This window comes from Catenulispora sp. MAP12-49 (assembly GCF_041262705.1).
In the GTDB taxonomy this organism is placed as follows: domain Bacteria; phylum Actinomycetota; class Actinomycetes; order Streptomycetales; family Catenulisporaceae; genus Catenulispora.
In genome coordinates this window covers 273,711-293,908 of record NZ_JBGCCP010000003.1, presented here as the reverse complement: position 1 = coordinate 293,908, position 20,198 = coordinate 273,711, and the positions used below count along the sequence as shown (strand labels likewise).

Below are 20,198 nucleotides of genomic sequence, written 5' to 3'. Positions count from 1 at the left end.
GGCACTCAGCTTTCTTCCGCAGCGGCGCCGGTCCTCATCAGGGCCGGCGCCGCCGCCGTTACGCCGAATGGCCGAAGTGGCTGAACCCGCCGGGTCCGTCCCAGGCCTTGCCGTCGACCGTCACGGTCACGGTCCCGGACTCGCCGCCCTCGTGCACGGTCCCGATCCGGCGCCAGCCGTCGGGCAGGGCGGCGTCCGGGGCGAAGGTCGCGACCAGCGCGTGGTCCTCGCCGCCGGTCAGCATCTGGTCCAGGCGCGGGCCCGGGGTGAGGAGGAGCAGGGTGCTGTCGACGTCGACCGCGACCCGGCTGGCCACGGCCAGGTGTTCCAGGTCCGCGAGCAGGCCGTCGCTGACGTCGAGCATGGCCGTGGCGCCGGCGCGGGCGGCTTCGGGGCCGGCCGCGTACGGCGGGTTCGGGCGGCGGTGCGCGGCCAGATAGTCAGCGGGCTGCGGTTCCGACGGGGTTTGCGGTCCGGCCGTGGTCGCGCCAGGCCCCGCTTGCTCCGCGCCATCACCCGATTCATTACCGGTTTTCTCGCCGGACAGGAGCATTTCCAGTCCCGCCGCCGACCAGCCGAGGCGTCCGGCGACCGCCACGGTGTCCCCCGGCCGGGCGCCGGAGCGCAGGACCGGGGGGCGGCCCTGGAGTGTGCCGAGGACCGTCACCGAGATCGTGATCAGGTCGCCGCGCACCATGTCGCCGCCGGCCACGACGGCGCCCAGCGGCGCGCACTCGGCGGCCACCCCCTCGGCGAACTCCTCGACCCAGGCCACGGGCAGGTCGCCGGGCAGCACCATGGACAGCAGCAGGGAGGTGGGGACGCCGCCCATCGCGGCGATGTCGCTGAAGTTCTGCGCCGCGGCCTTGTGCCCGATGTCACGGGGGCCGGACCAGTCGCGGCGGAAGTGGCGGCCCTCCAGCAGCACGTCGGAGCTGACGGCCAGGCGGCCGTCGGGGGCCGCCAGCACCGCGGCGTCGTCGCCGGACGGCACCAGGGTGTCGGGGCTGGTCAGGGGCAGGCGCGCCTGGACGCGGGCGATCAGCCCGAACTCGCCGACGTCGTCGATGGTCTCCACGCCGGTACGGTAACCCGCCCCGGTCCCGCACTACTCGTTCGGGTGAACCGCGCCGGTCCGCCCAACGGGCATGGACTCCCGTTATGGGGGAACCGCAGGCTAAGGTGGCGTTTCCGACAGTAGGAGGACACGTGGTTCAAGCGTACATCCTGGTCCAGACCGAGGTGGGGAAGGCGGGCGCCGTGGCGCAGGCGATCGCCGAACTCGAGAGCGGGATCACCACCGCCGAGGACGTGACCGGGCCCTACGACGTCATCGTGCGCGCCGAGGCCGCGACCATGGACGAGCTCGGCCGGCTGGTGATCGCCAAGATCCAGGTCATCGAGGGCATCACGCGGACATTGACCTGCCCCATCGTGCACTTCGAATGATGTGGTAGACCAATCTTCCGTGGGAGCGACCGCGGGAGATCCTCAGAAACGCAGCACCGAGGACATGACGAAAAGGTGGATACCGGCCGCGGCTGTAGCTACAGCCGCGGTTTTGGCGTGCGTGGGCGGGGCGTGGGGCTACCACGTCGGGCGCACCGGCGCCGTCGGCGTCGCCCTGCCGAAGACTTCGGACCCGCACGTGCTCGCGGCCTGCGCGAACCTCGTCAAGGCCCTGCCGGCCGAGGTGGAGGGCGGGCACCTGCGCGGCGCGGCCGGCCCCGACGCCCATGCCGAGCAGCGCGCCGCGGCCTGGGGCGCGCCGGCGACCGTCCTGCGCTGCGGGGTGAGCGAGCCGGCCGCGATCGTGGTCGGCGGCCCGGACTACACGCCGCTGTCCAACCAGTACGTCGGGATCGGCGACGCCACCGGCACCTACCAGGTCAACTGGCTCATCGAGGACCACGGCGACAGCGTGACCTTCACCACCACCGACCGCGCCGTCTACGTCGAGATCACAGTCCCCTACGACGGCGCCGCCGAGAAGCAGAACGCGTCGAACATCCTGGTGGACCTGGCGCCGACGATCGTCGAGACCGTGCCGACCAGGTCCGGCCGGTTCGTCAGCGACCAGGACCAGAGCCAGCAGTAGCAGCGGGCTCAGGCCTCAGCGCAGCCCCTCCGGCCGCCGCAGCGCGGTCTCGATCAGCCGCGCGATCAGCTCCGGGTAGGACAGCCCCGCGGCCTGCCACATCTGCGGGAACATCGACGTCGGCGTGAAGCCCGGCATGGTGTTGATCTCGTTGACGATGAACCGCCCCGGGCCGCCGTCGGCCGACTCCTGGTAGAAGAAGTCGACCCGGGCCAGGCCCTCGCAGCCCAGCGTCTCGAAGACACCGACCGCCTGCCCGCGGATGTCCTCGATCTCCTCGCCGCTCAGCCGCGCCGGGATGTCCACCTCGGTGGTGCCGTCCAGGTACTTGGCCTGGAAGTCGTAGAACGCGTGCGGCCCGGTGACCCGCAGCTCGGCCGGCATCGAGGCCTCGGCCGGATCCTGCGGACCCACGCCCTCCAGCACGCCGCACTCGATCTCCCGGCCCACGATCGCCGCCTCCACCAGGACCTTCGGGTCGTGCCGGCGCGCGGCCTCGATCGCCTGGTCCAGGTCCTCCGGCGCGTCCACCTTGGTGATGCCCATCGAGGAGCCGGCCCGCGCCGGCTTGACGAACACCGGGTATCCGAGCTCTTCCACGGCCAGCCGCACCGCGGCCCGGCCCTCCTCGGTCCCCCAGTCCCGGGGCCGCACGACCTCGTACGGGCCGACCTCGAACCCGGCCTGGGCCAGCAGCCGCTTCATGAACTCCTTGTCCATGGAGACCGCGGAGGCCAGCACGCCGGAGCCGACGTAGGGGACGCCGGCGAGCTCCAGCAGACCCTGCAGGGTGCCGTCCTCGCCGTAGGGGCCGTGCAGCAGCGGCAGCACCACGTCCACCTCGCCGAGCGACTTGGGCACCGCGCCGGGCTCGTGCACGGTCAGCTCGCGGGCGGTCGGGTCGCCGGCCATGGTGACCAGGTTCGCGCGCTCGGCCGAGGCCGGCAGCCCGATCCCCGGCAGCCGGCCGTCGGTGATGGACAGGTTCAGAGCGCCGCCCTCGGGCAGGTCGGCCAGCACCCAGCGGCCGTCGGCCGCGATGCCGATCGGCACGATCTCGTAGCGCTGCGGATCGCCGTCGTTGCGCAGGGCGTCCAGGACGGAACCGGCGGTGACGCAGGAGATGGCGTGCTCACTGGAGCGCCCGCCGAACACGACGGCCACCCGGATCCGCTTCTGATCGCTCATGGGACTGACCCTACCGAACACTGGCCGTGCCGATGGCGGTAGCGTCCGGCACATGGTCGAGCGGGGTGCGGGATCGGGGGTGGACGGCGAAGTGGCCAGTCACGGCGTCCCGGAGCACCCCCAGGGCTGGTTGCGGCGGGCTCTGCCCGACACCGGACCGCAACGCGCGCTGGTGATGTCGAGCTTCGTCAACCGCATCGGCACCGGCATGTTCCTCGCGACCTCGGCCCTGTATTTCACGGTGATCGTGGGTATCCCGGCCCGCCAGGTCGGCACCGGACTGAGCATCGCCGGTCTGGCCGCTCTGCTGGGCTCGGTACCCGCCGGGACGCTCGCCGACCGCGTCGGGCCGCGCACCGTCCAGCTGGTGACACTCGCCGTCCAGACCGTGACGATGGCGCTGTTCGTCGTCGTGCACTCGTGGTGGGCGTTCACCGTCGTGGCGGCCCTCGACTACGTCGCGGACGCGGCGAACAACGCGGCCCGCGGGGCGCTGATAGGCCGCATCGGCGGCGAGCGCCCGGCGTTGTTCCGCGCGAAGCTGCGGACGTTCGTGAGCGTCGGGGTGGTGGTCGGGACGCTGCTCGCGGCGGTCGCGATCCAGATCGGGACGCGCCAGGCCTATGTCACGGTGATCCTGGTGAACGCGGTGTCGTACGTGGTCTGCGCGTTGTTGCTCCTGCGGGTGCCGAGCTTCGGGCCGCAGCCGTTGCCCGAGGGCGCGCGGCGTTTCGCGGCGCTGGCGGACCGGCCGTACGCGGCGTTCGCGGTTCTCAATGGTCTGATCAACCTGCAGGCGGTCGTGGTGACGCTGCTGATCCCGCTGTGGATCGCGTCGCGGACGCACATCCCGCACTGGGCCGCCGCCGCGGTCTTCGGGCTGAACTTCGTTGTGGGCACGGCGCTGATGCAGCCGGTGGGACGCCGTATAGAGACGACGGAGCAAGGCGGGAAGGCTCTGCGCGTCGCCGGACTGGCGATCGCCGCCGGATGCGTGGTGCTGGCCGGGAGCGACTCGGGACCACGGTGGTCCCAGACGCTGGTGTTGTTCGCGGGTGCCGCGGTGTTGTGCGCCGCCGGGGTGTGGGTGACGGCCGCGGGCTTCTCATTGAGTTTCGGACTTGCTCCCGCTCACGCGCAGGGGCAATACCAGGGACTCACCTTGCTCGGGCTGGATGCGGCGGGCGCCGTGGGACCGGCGTTGTTGACCGCGGTGGTGCTCGGGCTCGACGGGCCCGGCTGGGTGGTCGTCGGGGTGGGCTTCGCAGCCGCCGGTCTGACGGGGCCGGCGGTCACCCGATGGGCCGAGCGGACACGGCCGGCGGAGATCGCCGCGTCCGCATGAGGACGGCTAGTGCCCGTGGCGCTCAGCCTTCAACGGCCGCGTCATCAGTTCCTTGAGCATCTCCGCCGGGGCGCGTCCGTCGTGCACGATGGCGACCACCGTCTCGGCGATCGGCATCTCCACCCCGTGCCGGTCCGCCAGTTCCAGCACCGCCTCGCAGGACTTCACGCCCTCGACGGTCTGCTTCACCTCCGCCTGGGCCTCCTCCAGCGTCAGACCGCGGCCGAGGTGGACGCCGAAGCTGCGGTTGCGCGACAGCGGCGAGGCGCACGTGGCGACCAGGTCGCCGAGGCCGGCCAGGCCGGAGAAGGTGTAGGGGTCGGCGCCCAGGGCCGCGCCCAAGCGCGCCGTCTCGGCCAGGCCGCGCGTGATGATGGTGGCCTTGGTGTTGTCGCCGAAGCCCATGCCGTCGGCGATGCCGACCGCCAGGCCGATGACGTTCTTCACCACGCCGCCGAGCTCCACGCCGGTGACGTCGCTGGCGGTGTAGGTGCGGAAGTAGGGGCCGTTCGTGGCGGCCTGCAGGCGCAGCGCCACGTCCTCGTCGCGGCTGGCCACGACCGAGGCGGCGGGCTGCCGGCGGGCGATCTCCGGGGACAGGTTGGGGCCGGACACGACGGCGACGCGCTCGCGACCGAAGCCGGTGACCTCGCGGATCACCTCGGTCATCCGCTTGGCGGTGCCGACTTCCAGGCCCTTCATCAGCGACACCAGGACGGTGTCGGGGTCGATGAGGTCCTTCCAGGCCGTGAGGTTCGCGCGGAGGGTCTGGGCCGGGATGCTGAGGTAGGCGAACTCCGCGCCGGACAACGCCTCGCCGGGATCGGTGGTGGCGCGGACGGCATCCGGGAGCCGGACGCCGGGGAAATACTCGGGATTCTCGTGGTCGGCGTTGACCGCGGCGATCTGCGCCTCGCGGCGGCCGACCATCACGACCTCGTTCCCGGCGTCGGCCAGCACGATACTCATGGCCGTGCCCCACATACCGGTACCGAAGACGGCACAACGCCTCATGCGCTCTCTACCTGCTTTCCGCTGTCGCCTTCGGCGTCGCCCCGCGCCGCGGTCCGATCGGCCGCCGCGCTGACACCGTTGTCGTTCTCGGTACCGTTTCCGGCGCCGCGGCCACCGATCCCGGCACCGGTCCCGGCACCGGTCCCAATGCCGTTCCCGAGCCCGTTCCCGAGCCCGTTCTCGATGCCGTCCTCATTGTCATTGTCCGCCTCGTCGGCCGGCACGAAGCGCCGGGCCGGCGGCTCCTCGCCGCGCACCTTCGCCAGCAGCTCGGTGATGGCGTCCATGATGCGGTCGGTCGCCTCGCGCAGCGTGTCGGCGTTCTGCGGCAGAGCGCGCAGGTCGTCCAGGTCCACCGGCGGTCCGGCCAGCATGATCATCCGCTTGCGCGGCAGCAGGTGCGGCTTCTTCTCGTGGTAGGCCAGGATCTCCTGCGCCCCCCACTGCGCCACCGGGATCACCGGGCAGCCGGTGGTCAGCGCGATGCGCGCGGCGCCGCTCTTGGCGGCCATGGGCCACAGCGCCGGGTCGCGCGAGATCGTGCCCTCCGGGTACATCGCGACCGCCTGGCCGTCGCTCACCGCGGCGATCGCGTCGCGCAGCGCGTTGGCCGCGTCCGCGGTGTCCCGGTAGACCGGGATCTGCTTGGCCGCCCGCAGCACCCGGCCGACGAACTTGTTCTTGAACACCCCGGACTTGGCCAGGAAACGCGGGACCCGGCCGTTGCCGTAGATGTAATGCCCGAAGGCGAGCGCGTCCACGTGCGAGATGTGATTGGCCGCGATCACCACCCCGCCGGTCCTCGGGATGTTCTCGCCGCCGCGCCAGTCCCGCTTCATCAGCACGCGCAGCGGCGGCACCATCACCACGACGATGAAACGGAAGGCCGCGCCCTGCTTCCTGGGTGGCCGGTAGGGGGTGCTGGAGGACATCCCCCAAGTGTTCCCGAGTGCGGGGCGTCCGAACAAGTACGCCGGTCGTCGTCGCGGCATGACAGGATCAAGCCATGCCCCGGTCAGACCTCTCCGAGCACGGCGCGGACGCCACGGTCCGCACCGCAGGGAACACCAGCTGGTGCCTGGTGGTGCCGGTGAAACGACTGGGGCTCGCCAAGACCCGCCTGGCCGGCCCCGGCGTCCCGGCGCCGCTGCGCGAACGGCTGGCGCTGGCCTTCGCGGCGGACACCGTGACCGCCGCCCTGTCGGCGGCGCACGTGGCCCACGCCGTCGTGGTGAGCGACGACCCGCGGGCGGCCGAGGTCCTCACGGCGATCGGCGCGACCGTCGTCCCCGACGAACCGGACGCCGGATTGAATGCCGCATTCTTGTTCGGAGCGGCGAGCGCCCGCCGGGAATTCGGAACGGGAATGGGTATCGCCGCGTGCACCGCCGATCTCCCGGCATTACGCGGTCCGGAGTTGGATATCGCATTGGCACAAATGGACGGCGAAACCCGCTCTTTCATCGCCGACGCCCACGACATCGGCACCACGATGCTCTTCGCCCCGCCCGGCGTGGACCTGGACCCCCGCTTCGGCGGCCCGTCCCGCGCGGCGCACACCGCCAGCGGCGCGAGGGAGCTTCCGCCGGACCGCATCAGCTCACTGCGACGCGACGTGGACACCGCCGCCGACCTCGCCGACGCCCTCCTGCTGGGCGTCGGCCCGCACACGACAGCGGCCTGGGGCGCACGGGAACGGGTGTGCTCGGGTGTATAAACAGTGCGTGACGCGCAAAGAGACCCAAGGCACCGCCCGGGTTTTCGACCCCACGACCCGCACCGGCACCGTCCTGCTCGACGACGGCACCGAGGTCGCCTTCGGCGCCGCCGCCTTCGACGCCGGGGCCTTGCGCCTGCTGCGGATCGGCCAGCGCGTGAAGATGCGTGTGGAGGACGGGCAGGTCACGGCGGTGACGCTGGTGACGCTGCCGCTGCCGGAGTAGGCGCTCGGCAGACTCCCGCCGGCGCCGGCGAACGCGCGCGACGAATTCCGGAATCGGCCGGCAGCCCGCAGGACACGGCCCGGCGAAATCAGCCGCCTGGCGGATGGAGAACCGGCCGGCGCGCCGCAGCCACCCGCCCCCGGACCCGCCCCGAACCCGACGAGGCGGTGCCCGATCGGGCACCGCCTCGTATCAGACCGCTGGGACCGCGTCCCGGCAGCCGGACACCTGCTGTGGCTCTGCTGTGACTCTGCTGTACCTGCTGTGACTACCGCTTCGCGGCGGTCTTCTTGGCCGGGGCCTTCTTGGCGGTGGTTCGCTTGGCCGGGGCGGCCTTCTTCGCCGGGGCCTTGGCGACCTTCTTCGCGACCGGCCGGGCCGCCGCCTTCTTCGCGGGGGTGGCCTTCTTGGCCGGGGCCTTCTTGGCGGTGGCGGCCTTCTTGGCCGCCGCCTTCACCACGGTCGCCTTCTTCGCCGCGGTCTTCTTCGCCGGGGTGGTCTTGCGGGCGGCGGTGGTCTTCTTGGCCGGGGCCGCCTTCTTGGCGGTGGCCTTCACCGCGGTCTTCTTCGCCGGGGCGGCCTTCTTGGCGACGGCCTTGGCGGCGGTGGCCTTCACCGCTGCCTTCTTGGCCGGGGCGGCCTTCTTGGCGGTGGCCTTCGCGGTGGTCTTCTTGGCGGCGGCCTTGGCGGCCGCGGGGGCCTTCTTGTCGCCGTTGACCATGTCCTTGAAGCCCTGGCCCGCCTTGAACTTCGGCGCCGAGGAGGCCTTGACCTTCACCGACTCGCCGGTGCGGGGGTTGCGGGCGGTGCGCGCCGGGCGCTTGACCTTCTCGAAGGATCCGAAGCCGGTGATGGAGACCTTGGTCCCCGAGGCCACCGTGGCGATGATCGCGTCCAGAACCGCGTCGACCGCGTCCCCGGCGTCCTTCTTGGACGCCTGGAGCTTGTCGGCGACGGCCTCGATCAGCTGGGCCTTGTTCATGTCTACCTACCCTTAGGGCTGTTGGTACGTCTTGCTCTGATTTCGGCCGTACGTCGCATGCTTGCTCCGTATCAGAACCAATCGCACCGTATGGTGGCGCCAGAGGGCGAATCAAATACCTAGGGGTTAAATCACCCTTGTGTCGCAGTATTTTTCCCAAAAGGGATGTCTTCGGGGGCGGAAACGGCCCCCGGAGCCAGGATCGCGAGTTCGCTGAAAAACTCTTCCAAACGGTGTGCCGCGACGGTCACGTCGTGGCGCGACAAAGCGGTGATGGCGAGCACCCGTTTGGTGAGTTCGGCGCGCCGCTGCGCCGGGATGCGCGGATCCCCGAGCGCTTTGTGGACGTCCTTCAGCCGCGTGGCGAAGGCCGCGTAGCGAGAAGGGCGGGGCCGAAGGGGCACGTCCGGTGGCATCCACCCATAGTGCCCCTCGACCCCGCCCAACTGAAAACTGATCAAGCGGCGGCGGTCAAGCTGAACCCGCGGAACTCAGACCGCGGCCGGCAGCGTCCTCGGCTTGAACCGCGGACGCTCCTGCTCGAAGGAGTCGATCTCCTCGCCGTGCCGCAGCGTCAGGCTGATGTCGTCCAGCCCCTCCAGCAGGCGCCAGCGCGTGTAGTCGTCCACCTCGAAGGTGAACACGTGGCCCTCGACGCGCACCTCGCGCGCCTGCAGGTCGACCGTCACCTCCAGCTCCGGGTTCTCCTCCACCAGCTTCCACAGGATCTCGATGTCCTCCTGCTTCAGCACGGCGGTCAGCAGGCCGTCCTTGGCCGAGTTGCCCCGGAAGATGTCGGCGAACCGGGCCGACAGGACCACCTTGAAGCCGTAGTCCTTCAGCGCCCACACCGCGTGCTCGCGCGAGGAGCCGGTACCGAAGTCGGGGCCGGCGACCAGCACCGACACGTCCTGGTACTGCTCCTGGTTCAAGATGAACTCCGGGTCGGCGCGCCAGGCGGCGAACAGCCCGTCCTCGAAGCCGGTGCGGGTGATGCGCTTGAGGTACACCGCCGGGATGATCTGGTCGGTGTCGACGTTGGAGCGGCGCAGCGGCAGCGCGCGCCCGGTGTGCGTCGTGAACTTCTCCATGACTGAAATCCTCCTCGGGCTCAGGCGGCCAGGTCCGACGGGGACGACAGCGTGCCCCGGACAGCGGTGGCGGCGGCCACCAGCGGCGACACCAGGTGGGTGCGTCCGCCCTTGCCCTGGCGCCCCTCGAAGTTGCGGTTGGACGTGGACGCCGAGCGCTCGCCGGGGGCCAGCTGGTCGGGGTTCATGCCCAGGCACATCGAGCAGCCGGCGAACCGCCACTCGGCGCCGGCCTCGGTGAACACCTCGTGCAGGCCCTCGGCCTCGGCCTCCAGCCGCACCCGCGCCGAACCGGGCACCACCAGCATCCGCACGCCCTCGGCGACCCTGCGGCCCTTGATGACGGCGGCGGCGGCGCGCAGGTCCTCCAGCCGGCCGTTGGTGCACGAGCCGAGGAAGACCGTGTCCACCTTGATCTCGCGCAGCGGCGTGCCGGCCTCCAGGCCCATGTACTCCAACGCCTTGCGGGCCGCGACCTTGTCGGTCTCCGCGGCGAAGTCGGTCTCCGGGTCCGGCACCGAGGCCGACAGCGGCAGGCCCTGGCCGGGGTTGGTGCCCCAGGTGACGTACGGGGTCAGCGCGTCGCCGTCGATGACGACCTCGGCGTCGAAGGCCGCGCCGTCGTCGGTGCGCAGCGTCTTCCAGTACTCGACCGCGGCGTCCCAGTCGGCGCCCTGCGGCGCGTGCGCACGGCCCTTCAGGTAGGCGAACGTGGTCTCGTCCGGGGCGATCATCCCGGCGCGGGCGCCGGCCTCGATGGACATGTTGCAGACCGTCATCCGGCCCTCCATCGACAGCTTCTCGATGGCGTCGCCGCGGTACTCCAGGACGTAGCCCTGCCCGCCGCCGGTACCGATCTTCGCGATGACCGCGAGGACGATGTCCTTGGCCGTGACGCCCTCGGCCAGCTCGCCGGTGACCGTGACGGCCATCGTCTTGAACGGCTTGAGCGGCAGCGTCTGCGTGGCCAGCACGTGCTCGACCTCGCTGGTGCCGATGCCGAAGGCCAGCGCGCCGAAGGCGCCGTGGGTGGAGGTGTGCGAGTCGCCGCACACCACGGTCATGCCGGGCTGGGTCAGGCCCAGCTGCGGCCCGACGACGTGCACGATGCCCTGCTGGGCGTCGCCCAGGGAGTGGATGCGCACCCCGAAGTCGGCGCAGTTCTTGCGCAGCGTCTCGATCTGCAGCCGGGACACCGGGTCGGCGATCGGCTTGTCGATCTCCAGCGTGGGGGTGTTGTGGTCCTCGGTGGCGATGGTGAGGTCGGGGCGGCGCACGGCCCTGTTCGCCTGACGGAGCCCGTCGAAGGCCTGCGGCGAGGTCACCTCGTGCAGCAGGTGCAGGTCGATGTAGAGCAGGTCGGGCTCGCCGTCGGCCGAGCGGACCACATGGTCCGCCCACACCTTCTCGGCCAGGGTGTGGGACATGTCGCTCCTGTCTTCCCACTACGGTCGGCTCTGTCGTCGGGCTCTCGGGGCCGGCGGCGGCGCAGCGTGTTGGATCATTCGCGGCGAACGCCTTGCGTCTCGGGATCTGAGACGGCAGAATTCGGTCTATGGACAACTCTAGCGGAGTCGGCGTCCTGGACAAGGCCGCCGTCGTACTCAGCGCCCTGGAAGCGGGCCCGACCACATTGGCGGGCCTGGTCACGGCCACCGGATTGGCGCGCCCGACCGCCCACAGGCTGGCCGTGGCCCTTGAGCATCACCGTCTCGTATCCCGGGACATGCAGGGCCGCTTCATCCTCGGCCCCCGTCTGCAGGAACTGGCCTCGGCGGCCGGCGAGGACCGGCTCCTGGCCGCCGCCGGACCGGTCCTGGCGGCCCTGCGGGACCACACCGGGGAGTCCGCGCAGCTCTACCGCCGCCAGGGCGACCTGCGGGTCTGTGTGGCCGCCGCGGAGCGGATGTCGGGGCTGCGCGACACCGTGCCGATCGGCTCGGCGCTGCCGATGACCGCCGGCTCGGCGGCGCAGATCCTGCTGGCCTGGGAGGAGCCGGACCGGCTGCACCGCGGGCTGCAGGGCGCGCGGTTCACCGCGACCACGCTGGCCGGCGTGCGCCGCCGCGGCTGGGCCCAGTCGGTGGCCGAGCGCGAGCAGGGTGTGGCGTCGGTCTCGGCACCGGTGCGCGGGCCCAACAACCGGGTCATCGCCGCGGTGTCGGTGTCCGGCCCGATCGAGCGGCTGACCCGCCAGCCCGGCCGGCTGCACGCGCAGTCGGTGGTGGAGGCCGCGGCCCGGCTCAGCGAAGCCGTGAAGCGCGGCTCGTAGACACTGGGGGCACACTGGACGAGTGAGGCCCTTTCGGAGTCGACGACACAACGGCGTGTCCGTCGCCCGTGCCGCGGGAGCACTGCTGGCCCTCGGTCTGGCCGCGACGACGACGGGCTGTGCGGCGCACAGCACAGCCGCGCCGAAGCCGTCCACGACCGCCGTCTCCCCGGTGAAACTCGACGGGCCGGTCTACGGAAAGCCCGCCGACGGCGGCACCGCGGTGTTCGCCGCGACGGAGAACGACACGGTTTACGCGCTCTCACCGGCCAACGGTTCGGTGATGTGGAGCAAGCACTTGGCCGAGCCTTTTCGGCCGCATACGTGCGGGAACATCAATCCCCTGGGCATCACGGGCGCGCCCGCCTACGATCCCGATTCCCATCTTGTGTACGTGGTCGCGGAGGACGCGAGCGCGCACCACATGCTGTACGGACTCAGCGCGGCGGACGGACACGTCGTCTCGCACACCGCCGTCGATCCCCCGGTCGGCGACCGCGCCTACCTGCAACAGCGTTCGGCGCTGACGCTGTGGCACGGCCACGTGTTCGCGGCCTTCGGCGGCCTGTTCGGGGACTGCGGCACCTACACCGGAGCGGTCGCATCGGTGGACACCGCCTCGGGATCCGTGAATTGGTTCGAGGCCTCCTCCAGCGGACGCGGCGGCATGTGGGCCCCCGGCTCGGCGGCGATCGGCACGGACCGCCTGTACTTCTCGATCGGCAACGGCAACGCGGTACAAGCCGGCCAGCCCTATGACGGCACCGACTCGGTGGTCGCCCTGGATGTGAACGCCAAACGGGTGGACTTCTTCGCGCCGGTCTCCTGGGCCTCGGACAACGGATCCGACCTGGATCTGGGGTCGATGAACCCGGTACTGGCGGCCGGACATGTGATCATCGCCGGTAAATCAGGGCAGGGATATGTGCTGGACCCCGCGCACCTGGGCGGCATCAGCGGCGGTGCGGCGTTCCAGGCGTGCTCGCCGTTCGGAGCGGCCGCGGTGAACGGTGACGTGGTGTACCTGCCCTGCGCGGACGGCACGCGCGCCTACCGGATCGGGGCTCAGGCGACGCCGCTTTGGCACGCCGCGCACGCCGACGGCCAGCCGGTACTGGCCGACGGCCTGGTCTGGGCCACGGACTACGACAACGGCATGCTGTACGCGCTCGATCCGGCCACCGGCCACGCCGCACGGCAGATCGCCGTCGGGGCGCTGCCGCACTTCGCCGCGCCGGCCGCCGTCGGGGACAAGCTGTTCCTGGGAACCGCGAACGGCGTGGCGGTCATCGGCACCGCCGCGCAGCGATAAGGGACTTTCAGCACTATCGCGGCCAGGACCTCCGTGCGACGTTGGTGAAGAGCGCGACCGGCGGACACCCATGCGGCCTGCTGGAGGTGGACGATGCGGGCGACTGACCACGCTGCGGGCGCGTCGCGGGACATCGACGTCGACCAGGCACGGAGCGCCACACAGGACAGGCAGGCCGGGCAGGACACACGAGGTCCCCGCATCGCCCGCTGGGCCGAGGCCGAATTCCGCGGGTCCTGGGCCGAGGACCTGTGGGTCCGGCTGCGCGCGGTGGACTTCATGAACGAGTCCATCCTGCTGGCCGCCACGTTCCTCCTGTGCGCCGTCCCGTTCATGATCGTCGCCGACGCCCTGGCCGGGCGCTCGGCCACGACGACGCTGGCGCTGCGGCTGGGCCTGAGCCACCAGGCCGCCACCGACGTCGGCCACCTGTTCGCCTCCTCCTCGGCCGTCTCCGCGGCGGTCACCGGCACGTCGTGGGTCTTCTTCATCCTCGGCGGGCTCGCCGCGGCCACCACGGTCCAGGCTCTGTACCGGAAGATCTTCCAAGTACAGCCGGGAAGGTGGGACAGGCTGTCGGCGCTGGGCTGGCTCGCGCTGATCGTGGGCTTGAGCGCCCTGGGCACCGTGACGGGACACGGCTTCTCCAGAAGCCAGCCCGTCCTGTGGTGGATCGTCGCCGTCCCCGGGTTCATCGGTTTCTGGTGGTTCACGATGTGGCTTCTGGTGGGCGGGAAGGTCGCCTGGCGCAGGTTGCTGCCCTGTGCCGTCGCCACCGGGCTGTTCTGGATCGGCATGCTGGTCGTCTTCCATTTCACGTTCTCCACCATGGTGACCGGCTCCGACCGGCAGTACGGGCCGATCGGGGTGGTGTTCGACCTCATGTCGTTCTTCATCGCGATCGGAGTGGTGATCACCCTGGGCGCGGCCACCGGGATGATGTGGCACGACCGCGGCCTGTCCCTGCGGACGGCGGTCCGGAAGGTGCCGGGGGCGTCATGACCGCCCGCACCGGCGTCGCCGCCCCGGACCAGGCCGCCGCGCGGCCCCCCGGTCGCCGGATCGTTTGGACGGTCCTGCGGGTGGCGGTCTCGATCGCCGCGATCACGACGCTGTACTACCTGCTGCCCTTGGACCACGCGGGCACGGCCGTCACCGTCACGATGCTGCTGATCGGACTGGTCTCGTTCGTCGCTCTGGTCGGCTTCCAGGTCCGCACGATCGTCCGGTCCCGGTGGCCGACGTTGCGGGCCGTCGAGGCACTGGCCGTCAGCGTCTCGTTCTTCCTGCTGCTGTTCGCCGCCAGCTATGTCGCGCTGGCCAATCTGTCGCCGACCAGCTTCGGCCAGCACCTCACACACACCGACGGGCTCTACTTCACCGTCACCGTGTTCTCCACCGTCGGGTTCGGCGATATCACCGCCAAGACCGATACGGCACGGCTCGTGGTCACCATGCAGATGCTCACCGACCTGGTCATCTATGGTGTGGCCATCAAGGTCTTCGTGCGCGCCGTCAAGCGCGGCCGGCAACGCAGATCCGAGGACGACGAATGACCTACGCGGCCGGTTGCTCAGCCGCGCCGCGCTTGGCGAACAAGCCCGCGAGCAGCATGACGACGACGGCGAACCCCACCCCGCACAAGGTCCACAGCACCCGGTAGCCCTCGGCGCTGTAGTTCGAAGGCTGGGGAAGATCCAGCAGGATGAGGACGCCCGCGGCGATCGCGGCACTGTAAAGCGCGTAGTTCCAGAACCGGACGGCCACCCCGTGCATCAGCAGGATGAGCGCGATGATTTCCAGGCCGCGCAGGACCGAGAAGAGCTTGAGGCCGTGTTCGCTGGCGGGCACCAACAGCACCAGCGAAGCCGTGACGGCACCGATCACCGCCCCCGCAAGACGCTGTACGGCCACCAAGGTGGCCTGTTCCAGGCTCGGCTTCAGGGCGATCTGGCTTCCACCTGCCCTCTTCTGCCGGAGTCCTCACCCGTCGGCCCGCCACTCAGGCGACAGCGGGGGTGCCGATCAGCCATACGGCGGAATGCTCCTAGCGCGCCACTTGCCGCCGCGCCGCCTCCACGGTCTGCTCCAGCAGCACCGCGATCGTCATCGGCCCGACGCCGCCGGGCACCGGGGTGATCAGGCTCGCCTTCTCCGCCGCCGAGGCGAAGTCGACGTCCCCGACGTTGCCCGGGTTGTATCCGGCGTCGACGACGACCGCGCCGGGCTTGATGTCGGCGCCCTTGATGAAGTTCGGCCGGCCGACCGCGGCGACGAGGATGTCGGCTTCACGCGTGTGCGCGGCGAGGTCGGCGGTCCTGGAGTGGCAGTAGGTCACGGTCGCGTCCCGGGCCAGCAGCAGCATGCCCACCGGCTTGCCGAGGATCGGGCTGCGGCCGACCACCACCGCGTGCTTGCCGGCGAGTTCGACCTCGTATTCGTCCAGCAGCCGCAGGATGCCGCCGGGGGTGGCCGAGGCGAAACCGGGCTCGCCGAAGGCCATGGCGGCGAAGGAGTGCATCGTCACGCCGTCCACATCCTTCTCCGGCGCGATGGCCTCGAAGGCGGCGCGCTCGTCGATGTGCGCGGGCACGGGGTGCTGGAGCAGGATGCCGTGGACGTCCGGGTCCTGCGACAGCTCGGTGAGCGCGGCGACCAGCGTGGCGGTGGTGATGGTGTCGGGCAGTTCCACGTGCCACGAACCGATCCCGGCCTTCGCACTGCGGTTCTGCTTCATCCGGACATAGGTGACCGAGGCCGGGTCCGAGCCGACGAGCACGGTCGCCAGACACGGGGTGACCCCGGTGGCGACCTTCAACGCGGCCGCGTCGGCCGCGGCCTTCTCCACGATGTGCCGGGCTGCTTCGGTGCCGTTCATCAGCATGGGCACGCCTCCTGGGCGGCTTGAAGGAAGTCGCCCAGGCGCACGGCAAAGGACAGCGAGTGTCAGACCGCTCCCCGGTGGTGTCCCACCTGAACGCCAGTCACGGCCTGACAGCACTCTACGTCACGGACAGAGTGACGCGGCAGGCTACGCGTCCGGCGCGATCTTCGCCATCGCGTTGATGATGCGGTCCATCGCGTCGCCGCCCTTGGGGTCGGTGAGGTTGGCCAGCGTCTTCAGCGTGAAGCGCATCAGCATCGGGTGCGACAGGCCGCGCTGGGTGGCCAGGCGCATCACCTTCGGGTTGCCGATCAGGCGGACGAACAGGCGGCCCATCGTGTAGTAGCCGCCGTAGGTCTCCTTCAGCGCGCGCGGGTACGCCGACAGCGCCAGCTCCCGCTCCGGGCCGGCCGGACGCGCCAGGGCCTGCGCGATCACGTCCGCGGCGAGCTCGCCGGACTCCATCGCGTAGGCGATGCCCTCGCCGTTGAACGGGTTCACCATGCCGCCGGCGTCGCCGACGAGCAGCACGCCGCGGGTGTAGTGCGGCTGCCGGTTGAAGCCCATCGGCAGCGCGGCACCGCGGATCGGCTCGGTGCGGTTCTCCTCGTTGAAGCCCCACTCCTCGGGGGTGTTCTTCAGCCAGGCGCGCAGCAGGTCGGGGTACTTCACGTTGCGGAAGGACTTGGTGGTGTTCAGGATGCCCAGGCCCACGTTGGAGGTGCCGTCGCCCATGCCGAAGACCCAGCCGTAGCCGGGCAGCAGGCGCTCGCCGTCCCAGAGCTCGAGCCAGGACTCGAGGTAGTCGTCGTTGGTGCGCGGCGACTTGTAGTAGGTGCGGTAAGCGACGCCCATCGGGCGGTCGTCGCGCTTGTGCAGGCCCAGCGCGATGGACAGCCGGGTGGAGTTGCCGTCGGCGGCGACGATCAGCGGGGCGTGGAAGGCGGTCTCCCGCTTGGCGCCGTCGCCGTCGGTGATGCGCGCGGTCACACCGATCACCCGGTTGCTGCGCGGGTCCACGATCGGACCGGTGACGTTCGTGTTCTCGCGCAGCCGGGCCCCGGACTTCTCCGCCTGCCGCGCCAGGATCTGGTCGAAGTCGGCCCGCGGCCGCACCAGTCCGTAGTTGGGATACGCGGCCAGCTCCGGCCACGGCATCTCCAGCCGCATCCCGCCGCCGATGATCCGCAGGCCCTTGTTGTGCAGCCAGCCGGCTTCCTCGGAGGTGTCGATGCCCATCCGCACCAGCGACTTCACCGCGCGCGGCGTCAGGCCGTCGCCGCAGATCTTCTCCCGCGGGAACTGGGACTTCTCCAGCAGCAGGACGTCCAGGCCCGCGGTGGCCAGATGGTGGGCCGTCGCCGAGCCCGAGGGCCCGGCCCCGACCACGATGACGTCGGCGACGTTCTCCGAGGGCACGGCCTCGCTCGGAGCGGCGGAAGAGGTTTGCGCGGTCACCCGCCCGATTCTAAGCGCAGGCGGTACGGGGCCTGCGGTCAGGCCGGTGCGAGCGCGGCACGGCGCCGGCCCCCTTGCCCGGCCCCGCGCACGGTGGTCGGATGGCGCCCGTGACGCTGCTGACCTTCGAACCGGCCGACACCACCCCGCCGCGCGCCGGCGTGATCCTGTTCCACGGCGGCGGCCTGCTCCACGGCTCGCCCCACGATCTGGCCCCGCACTGCCGGCGCTTGGCCGAGCACGGGATCCTCGCGGTGTCGGCCGGCTACCGGCTGCTCGGCCGTGGCGCGGCGAACATCGACGACTGTCTCGCCGACGTCCGGCACGCGATCGAGCACTTCGGACAAACGGCGGCGGCGCACGGCCTGGGCCCGGACCGCCTGGCCGCCGGCGGCAGCTCGGCCGGAGCCCACCTCGCGCTGCTCTCGGTGCTGACCGGCGCCGCCCCGGGCGCCGCGGCCGTCGTGGCGCTCAACCCGGCGGGTCTGGATCTCGGCGCCATGGAGCCGGAGGACCAACGCCGCCTCGAAGAGCGGGTCGGCATCACGCCGGGCAGGCTGACCGACTATTCGGCCCTCGGTCTCGTCCGACCGGACGCGCCACCGACGCTGATCCAGCACGGAACCGACGACGAGATCCAGCCGATCGACGGGGTGCGCAGGTTCCGGGACGCGATGGCGAGCGCCGGCACCGAATGCGCGCTGGTGGAGTACGCGGGCGCCAAGCATGCCTTCCACTATCCCGACGGCGATCACTTCGACGAGGTCATGGATGCGGCCGCCAGGTTCCTGCTCGACCGGCTCGACCGGCCCGACCGGCCCGACCGACTGGATCGCCCGACCGGCTCGGCTTGACCAGCACAACCCACTTGCCGGCCCGACCGGCTCGACTGGATCGACCCGGCCGGCCCGACCATCGATCCGACAAGCCACCACTGGACTCCGGCGTCCTCCACGAGGCGCTCATGCGCCAGGCGCCTCCGCTACGGCGCCACCCCGCCCCGGCTCGGCGCCGGCTTCAGCTTCGCGGTGTTGTCCTGCGCCGGGTGCGTCTTGCCGGCCGGGCCGGCGGCGAAGGCCAGGAGCATGTTGGCCGTCACCTGCTGGGCGAAGGTGTGGGCGGCGGCGTCCATTTTGTCGGTGCAGCCGCCGCTGACCAGGGCGCAGTTCCAGCGCATGGTTCCGGTGGCGAAGACGCCCGCGCCGGAGGGGACCGTGTAGTAGGCCGAGTCCGCGTAGGAGGCTTTGCCCTGGCAGGTGATCGGCGAGTGGGTGAGGGCTTCGATCGGGTGCGGTGTGGTCGGGTCCGACACCACCCGGTCGTACTCCACGCCGACCAGTCCCTTGTAGGACTGGCCCGCGTGCGCGTCGGTGCCGGCCAGGAGCCACGAGGTCGGGTCGTAGACGACCATGTTCGCGTTCGCCGGGTTGCACTCGTAGAAGACGCCGGTCAGCACGTTCTCCGGGCGCGGGTCCGGCGGGTTGCGCCAGTCCTGGGTCGACTCCTCCGGGTCGGTCGCGTGCATCGGGTCCTCGGCCGCGTCCTTGTAGTCCACCTGGATGCGGTCCTTGCCCAGCGGCGAGTCCTGGAAGCGGATGTGGCGGAAGATCGCGTTCGCGCCGAGGAAGGCGATGTTCGTCCCGGCGTCGCGCGCCTGCGTCAGGGTCTGGCGCATCTGGGTCGAGTAGTACTCGTCGTGGCCCAGCGAGATGATCGCCCGGGCGCCCTGGAACAGGCCGGGGTTCTCGTGCAGGTCCAGGTCCGTGGCGTAGGCCAGTTGGAGTCCGTGGCCGGCTGCCAGCTTCTCGGCGAAGACGATCGAGGACTGCTCGTAGGTCTGGAAGCGGTCGGCGCCGGTGGTGTCGTAGGGCCGGTCGAAGGACACGATCCGGGCGCGGTGCGCGTAGTCGTTCCTCGGGCCGCCGCTGTAGAGGTCGTACCCGCCGTACTCGTTGTACGCCTGCCACGTGGTGACGCCGTTGATCAGCACCACCTTGCCGGCCGTGGAGGTGGACTTGACGGTGACCGGCACGAACCGCGCGCCCTTCACCTTGCCGCCGACCGCGTCCAGCCGGATCAGGTACGAGCCCTCCGGCCAGCCGCTCGTGGACACCGTCATCGACGGCTGCCAGGTCGTGCTGACCGTGTTCACCTGGGCCCGCACCGTCGCCGCCGGCTGCACCTTCCCGGCGGTCACCGGGGACTTCCACACCTGCCGGGCCTGAGTCCCGCCGTAGTAGCCGATCCGGAGGGCCGTGGCGGTGAACTGCGGCGCGGTGGTGTTCACGAACAGCTTGAAGCTGTCCCCCGACGTCACCTCGATCTGGTCGGCGTAGCCCTCGATCCCGTGGTCGGCACCGGAGTCCACGCCCTTGTTCCAGTCGGGCGTACCGGGCTGCGCGTTCTCCGCCGCGACGTTCAGAGCCCCAGCGGGAGCCCCAGTAGGACCGTCGCCGGAAGCGCCCGGACTGCTGTTCCGCGCGGTGCCGGGAACCCCGCCGTTGTCAGGGCCCGAATGCTTCGAACCGCCCCCCGAGCACGCCGCGGCCGAGGCCAGGACCAGCACCGCGGTGACGAGCGCTGCCGCCCTGCCTATTCGAGCCTTCACAGG

22 protein-coding genes and 1 riboswitch are annotated in these 20,198 nt (G+C 71.1%); of the genes, 10 read left to right on the top strand and 12 right to left on the bottom strand.

What is annotated here, in order from left to right; genetic code table 11:
• Positions 1-58: 58 nt before the first annotated feature.
• Positions 59-1,078 carry a thiamine-phosphate kinase gene (locus ABIA35_RS08530; protein WP_370357527.1) on the bottom strand — a complete coding sequence of 340 codons (1,020 nt, stop codon included), beginning with the start codon at positions 1,076-1,078 and terminating at the stop codon, positions 59-61.
• A gap of 131 nt (positions 1,079-1,209) precedes the next feature.
• On the opposite strand from ABIA35_RS08530, the gene ABIA35_RS08525 reads away from it, so the two are divergent.
• Entirely contained in the window at positions 1,210-1,449 is a 240-nt protein-coding gene (locus ABIA35_RS08525) for an Lrp/AsnC family transcriptional regulator (RefSeq protein WP_015796587.1), read from the top strand.
• A 64-nt stretch (positions 1,450-1,513) separates the two neighbouring features.
• A complete protein-coding gene (locus ABIA35_RS08520; RefSeq protein WP_370357526.1) occupies positions 1,514-2,098 on the top strand; it encodes a DUF3515 family protein in 585 nt (194 codons plus the stop codon).
• Between the two features lie 15 nt (positions 2,099-2,113).
• Here ABIA35_RS08520 and ABIA35_RS08515 read toward each other — a convergent pair whose 3' ends face one another.
• Entirely contained in the window at positions 2,114-3,286 is a 1,173-nt protein-coding gene (locus tag ABIA35_RS08515; protein ID WP_370337684.1) for a D-alanine--D-alanine ligase family protein, read from the bottom strand.
• A 52-nt stretch (positions 3,287-3,338) separates the two neighbouring features.
• Between ABIA35_RS08515 and ABIA35_RS08510 the strand changes: the two genes are divergently transcribed.
• Positions 3,339-4,631 (top strand): MFS transporter, encoded by a 1,293-nt coding sequence (locus ABIA35_RS08510; protein WP_370337682.1) that lies wholly within the window; start codon positions 3,339-3,341, stop codon positions 4,629-4,631.
• Between the two features lie 6 nt (positions 4,632-4,637).
• On the opposite strand, the gene ABIA35_RS08505 is transcribed toward ABIA35_RS08510, so the two are convergent.
• Together ABIA35_RS08505 and ABIA35_RS08500 are read right to left on the bottom strand one after the other, a co-directional pair.
• Complete coding sequence (locus tag ABIA35_RS08505) at positions 4,638-5,645, bottom strand: NAD(P)H-dependent glycerol-3-phosphate dehydrogenase (protein ID WP_370337680.1); 1,008 nt, start codon at positions 5,643-5,645, stop codon at positions 4,638-4,640.
• Positions 5,642-6,577 (bottom strand): lysophospholipid acyltransferase family protein, encoded by a 936-nt coding sequence (locus ABIA35_RS08500; protein WP_370357525.1) that lies wholly within the window; start codon positions 6,575-6,577, stop codon positions 5,642-5,644. Before ABIA35_RS08500 ends, ABIA35_RS08505 begins: the two co-directional genes overlap by 4 nt.
• A gap of 74 nt (positions 6,578-6,651) precedes the next feature.
• On the opposite strand from ABIA35_RS08500, the gene cofC reads away from it, so the two are divergent.
• A complete protein-coding gene (gene cofC, locus ABIA35_RS08495) occupies positions 6,652-7,362 on the top strand; it encodes a 2-phospho-L-lactate guanylyltransferase (RefSeq protein WP_370357524.1) in 711 nt (236 codons plus the stop codon).
• Between the two features lie 7 nt (positions 7,363-7,369).
• A complete protein-coding gene (locus tag ABIA35_RS08490; protein WP_370337674.1) occupies positions 7,370-7,588 on the top strand; it encodes a hypothetical protein in 219 nt (72 codons plus the stop codon).
• A 268-nt stretch (positions 7,589-7,856) separates the two neighbouring features.
• Here the strand turns inward: ABIA35_RS08490 and ABIA35_RS08485 are convergent, their stop codons facing one another.
• The 4 genes from ABIA35_RS08485 to leuC all read right to left on the bottom strand — a co-directional run bounded on the left by ABIA35_RS08485 (position 7,857) and on the right by leuC (position 11,088).
• Positions 7,857-8,570, bottom strand: coding sequence for an HU family DNA-binding protein (locus ABIA35_RS08485; protein WP_370337671.1), 714 nt, complete (start codon positions 8,568-8,570; stop codon positions 7,857-7,859).
• 131 nt (positions 8,571-8,701) lie between these two features.
• Positions 8,702-8,986: a hypothetical protein gene (locus tag ABIA35_RS08480; RefSeq protein WP_370337669.1), complete on the bottom strand. Its 285-nt coding sequence runs from the start codon at positions 8,984-8,986 to the stop codon at positions 8,702-8,704.
• Between the two features lie 75 nt (positions 8,987-9,061).
• Entirely contained in the window at positions 9,062-9,661 is a 600-nt protein-coding gene (leuD, locus tag ABIA35_RS08475; protein ID WP_370337667.1) for a 3-isopropylmalate dehydratase small subunit, read from the bottom strand.
• Between the two features lie 20 nt (positions 9,662-9,681).
• Positions 9,682-11,088 carry a 3-isopropylmalate dehydratase large subunit gene (gene leuC, locus ABIA35_RS08470; protein ID WP_370357523.1) on the bottom strand — a complete coding sequence of 469 codons (1,407 nt, stop codon included), beginning with the start codon at positions 11,086-11,088 and terminating at the stop codon, positions 9,682-9,684.
• 128 nt (positions 11,089-11,216) lie between these two features.
• Between leuC and ABIA35_RS08465 the strand changes: the two genes are divergently transcribed.
• From ABIA35_RS08465 to ABIA35_RS08450, 4 genes are all read left to right on the top strand, one after another.
• Positions 11,217-11,933, top strand: coding sequence for an IclR family transcriptional regulator (locus ABIA35_RS08465; protein WP_194909796.1), 717 nt, complete (start codon positions 11,217-11,219; stop codon positions 11,931-11,933).
• 55 nt (positions 11,934-11,988) lie between these two features.
• Positions 11,989-13,245, top strand: coding sequence for a PQQ-binding-like beta-propeller repeat protein (locus tag ABIA35_RS08460; protein ID WP_370357522.1), 1,257 nt, complete (start codon positions 11,989-11,991; stop codon positions 13,243-13,245).
• Positions 13,246-13,338: 93 nt separating this feature from the next.
• Complete coding sequence (locus ABIA35_RS08455; RefSeq protein ID WP_370357521.1) at positions 13,339-14,247, top strand: hypothetical protein; 909 nt, start codon at positions 13,339-13,341, stop codon at positions 14,245-14,247.
• A complete protein-coding gene (locus ABIA35_RS08450) occupies positions 14,244-14,801 on the top strand; it encodes a potassium channel family protein (protein ID WP_370337658.1) in 558 nt (185 codons plus the stop codon). The genes ABIA35_RS08455 and ABIA35_RS08450 overlap by 4 nt, the downstream gene beginning before the upstream one ends.
• 1 nt (position 14,802) lies before the next feature.
• Here ABIA35_RS08450 and ABIA35_RS08445 read toward each other — a convergent pair whose 3' ends face one another.
• The 3 genes from ABIA35_RS08445 to ABIA35_RS08435 form a co-directional block, all read right to left on the bottom strand.
• A complete protein-coding gene (locus ABIA35_RS08445) occupies positions 14,803-15,189 on the bottom strand; it encodes an FUSC family protein (protein ID WP_370357628.1) in 387 nt (128 codons plus the stop codon).
• 103 nt (positions 15,190-15,292) lie between these two features.
• On the bottom strand, positions 15,293-16,129 hold the full coding sequence (locus ABIA35_RS08440) for a bifunctional 5,10-methylenetetrahydrofolate dehydrogenase/5,10-methenyltetrahydrofolate cyclohydrolase (RefSeq protein WP_370357520.1): 837 nt from the start codon (positions 16,127-16,129) through the stop codon (positions 15,293-15,295).
• Positions 16,130-16,154: 25 nt separating this feature from the next.
• Positions 16,155-16,243, bottom strand: a riboswitch (ZMP/ZTP riboswitch).
• A gap of 33 nt (positions 16,244-16,276) precedes the next feature.
• Positions 16,277-17,587 (bottom strand): geranylgeranyl reductase family protein, encoded by a 1,311-nt coding sequence (locus ABIA35_RS08435; RefSeq protein ID WP_370337656.1) that lies wholly within the window; start codon positions 17,585-17,587, stop codon positions 16,277-16,279.
• Positions 17,588-17,688: 101 nt separating this feature from the next.
• Between ABIA35_RS08435 and ABIA35_RS08430 the strand changes: the two genes are divergently transcribed.
• Positions 17,689-18,441 (top strand): alpha/beta hydrolase, encoded by a 753-nt coding sequence (locus ABIA35_RS08430; protein WP_370357519.1) that lies wholly within the window; start codon positions 17,689-17,691, stop codon positions 18,439-18,441.
• A 128-nt stretch (positions 18,442-18,569) separates the two neighbouring features.
• On the opposite strand, the gene ABIA35_RS08425 is transcribed toward ABIA35_RS08430, so the two are convergent.
• Complete coding sequence (locus ABIA35_RS08425; RefSeq protein WP_370337652.1) at positions 18,570-20,195, bottom strand: N,N-dimethylformamidase beta subunit family domain-containing protein; 1,626 nt, start codon at positions 20,193-20,195, stop codon at positions 18,570-18,572.
• Positions 20,196-20,198 lie beyond the last annotated feature (3 nt).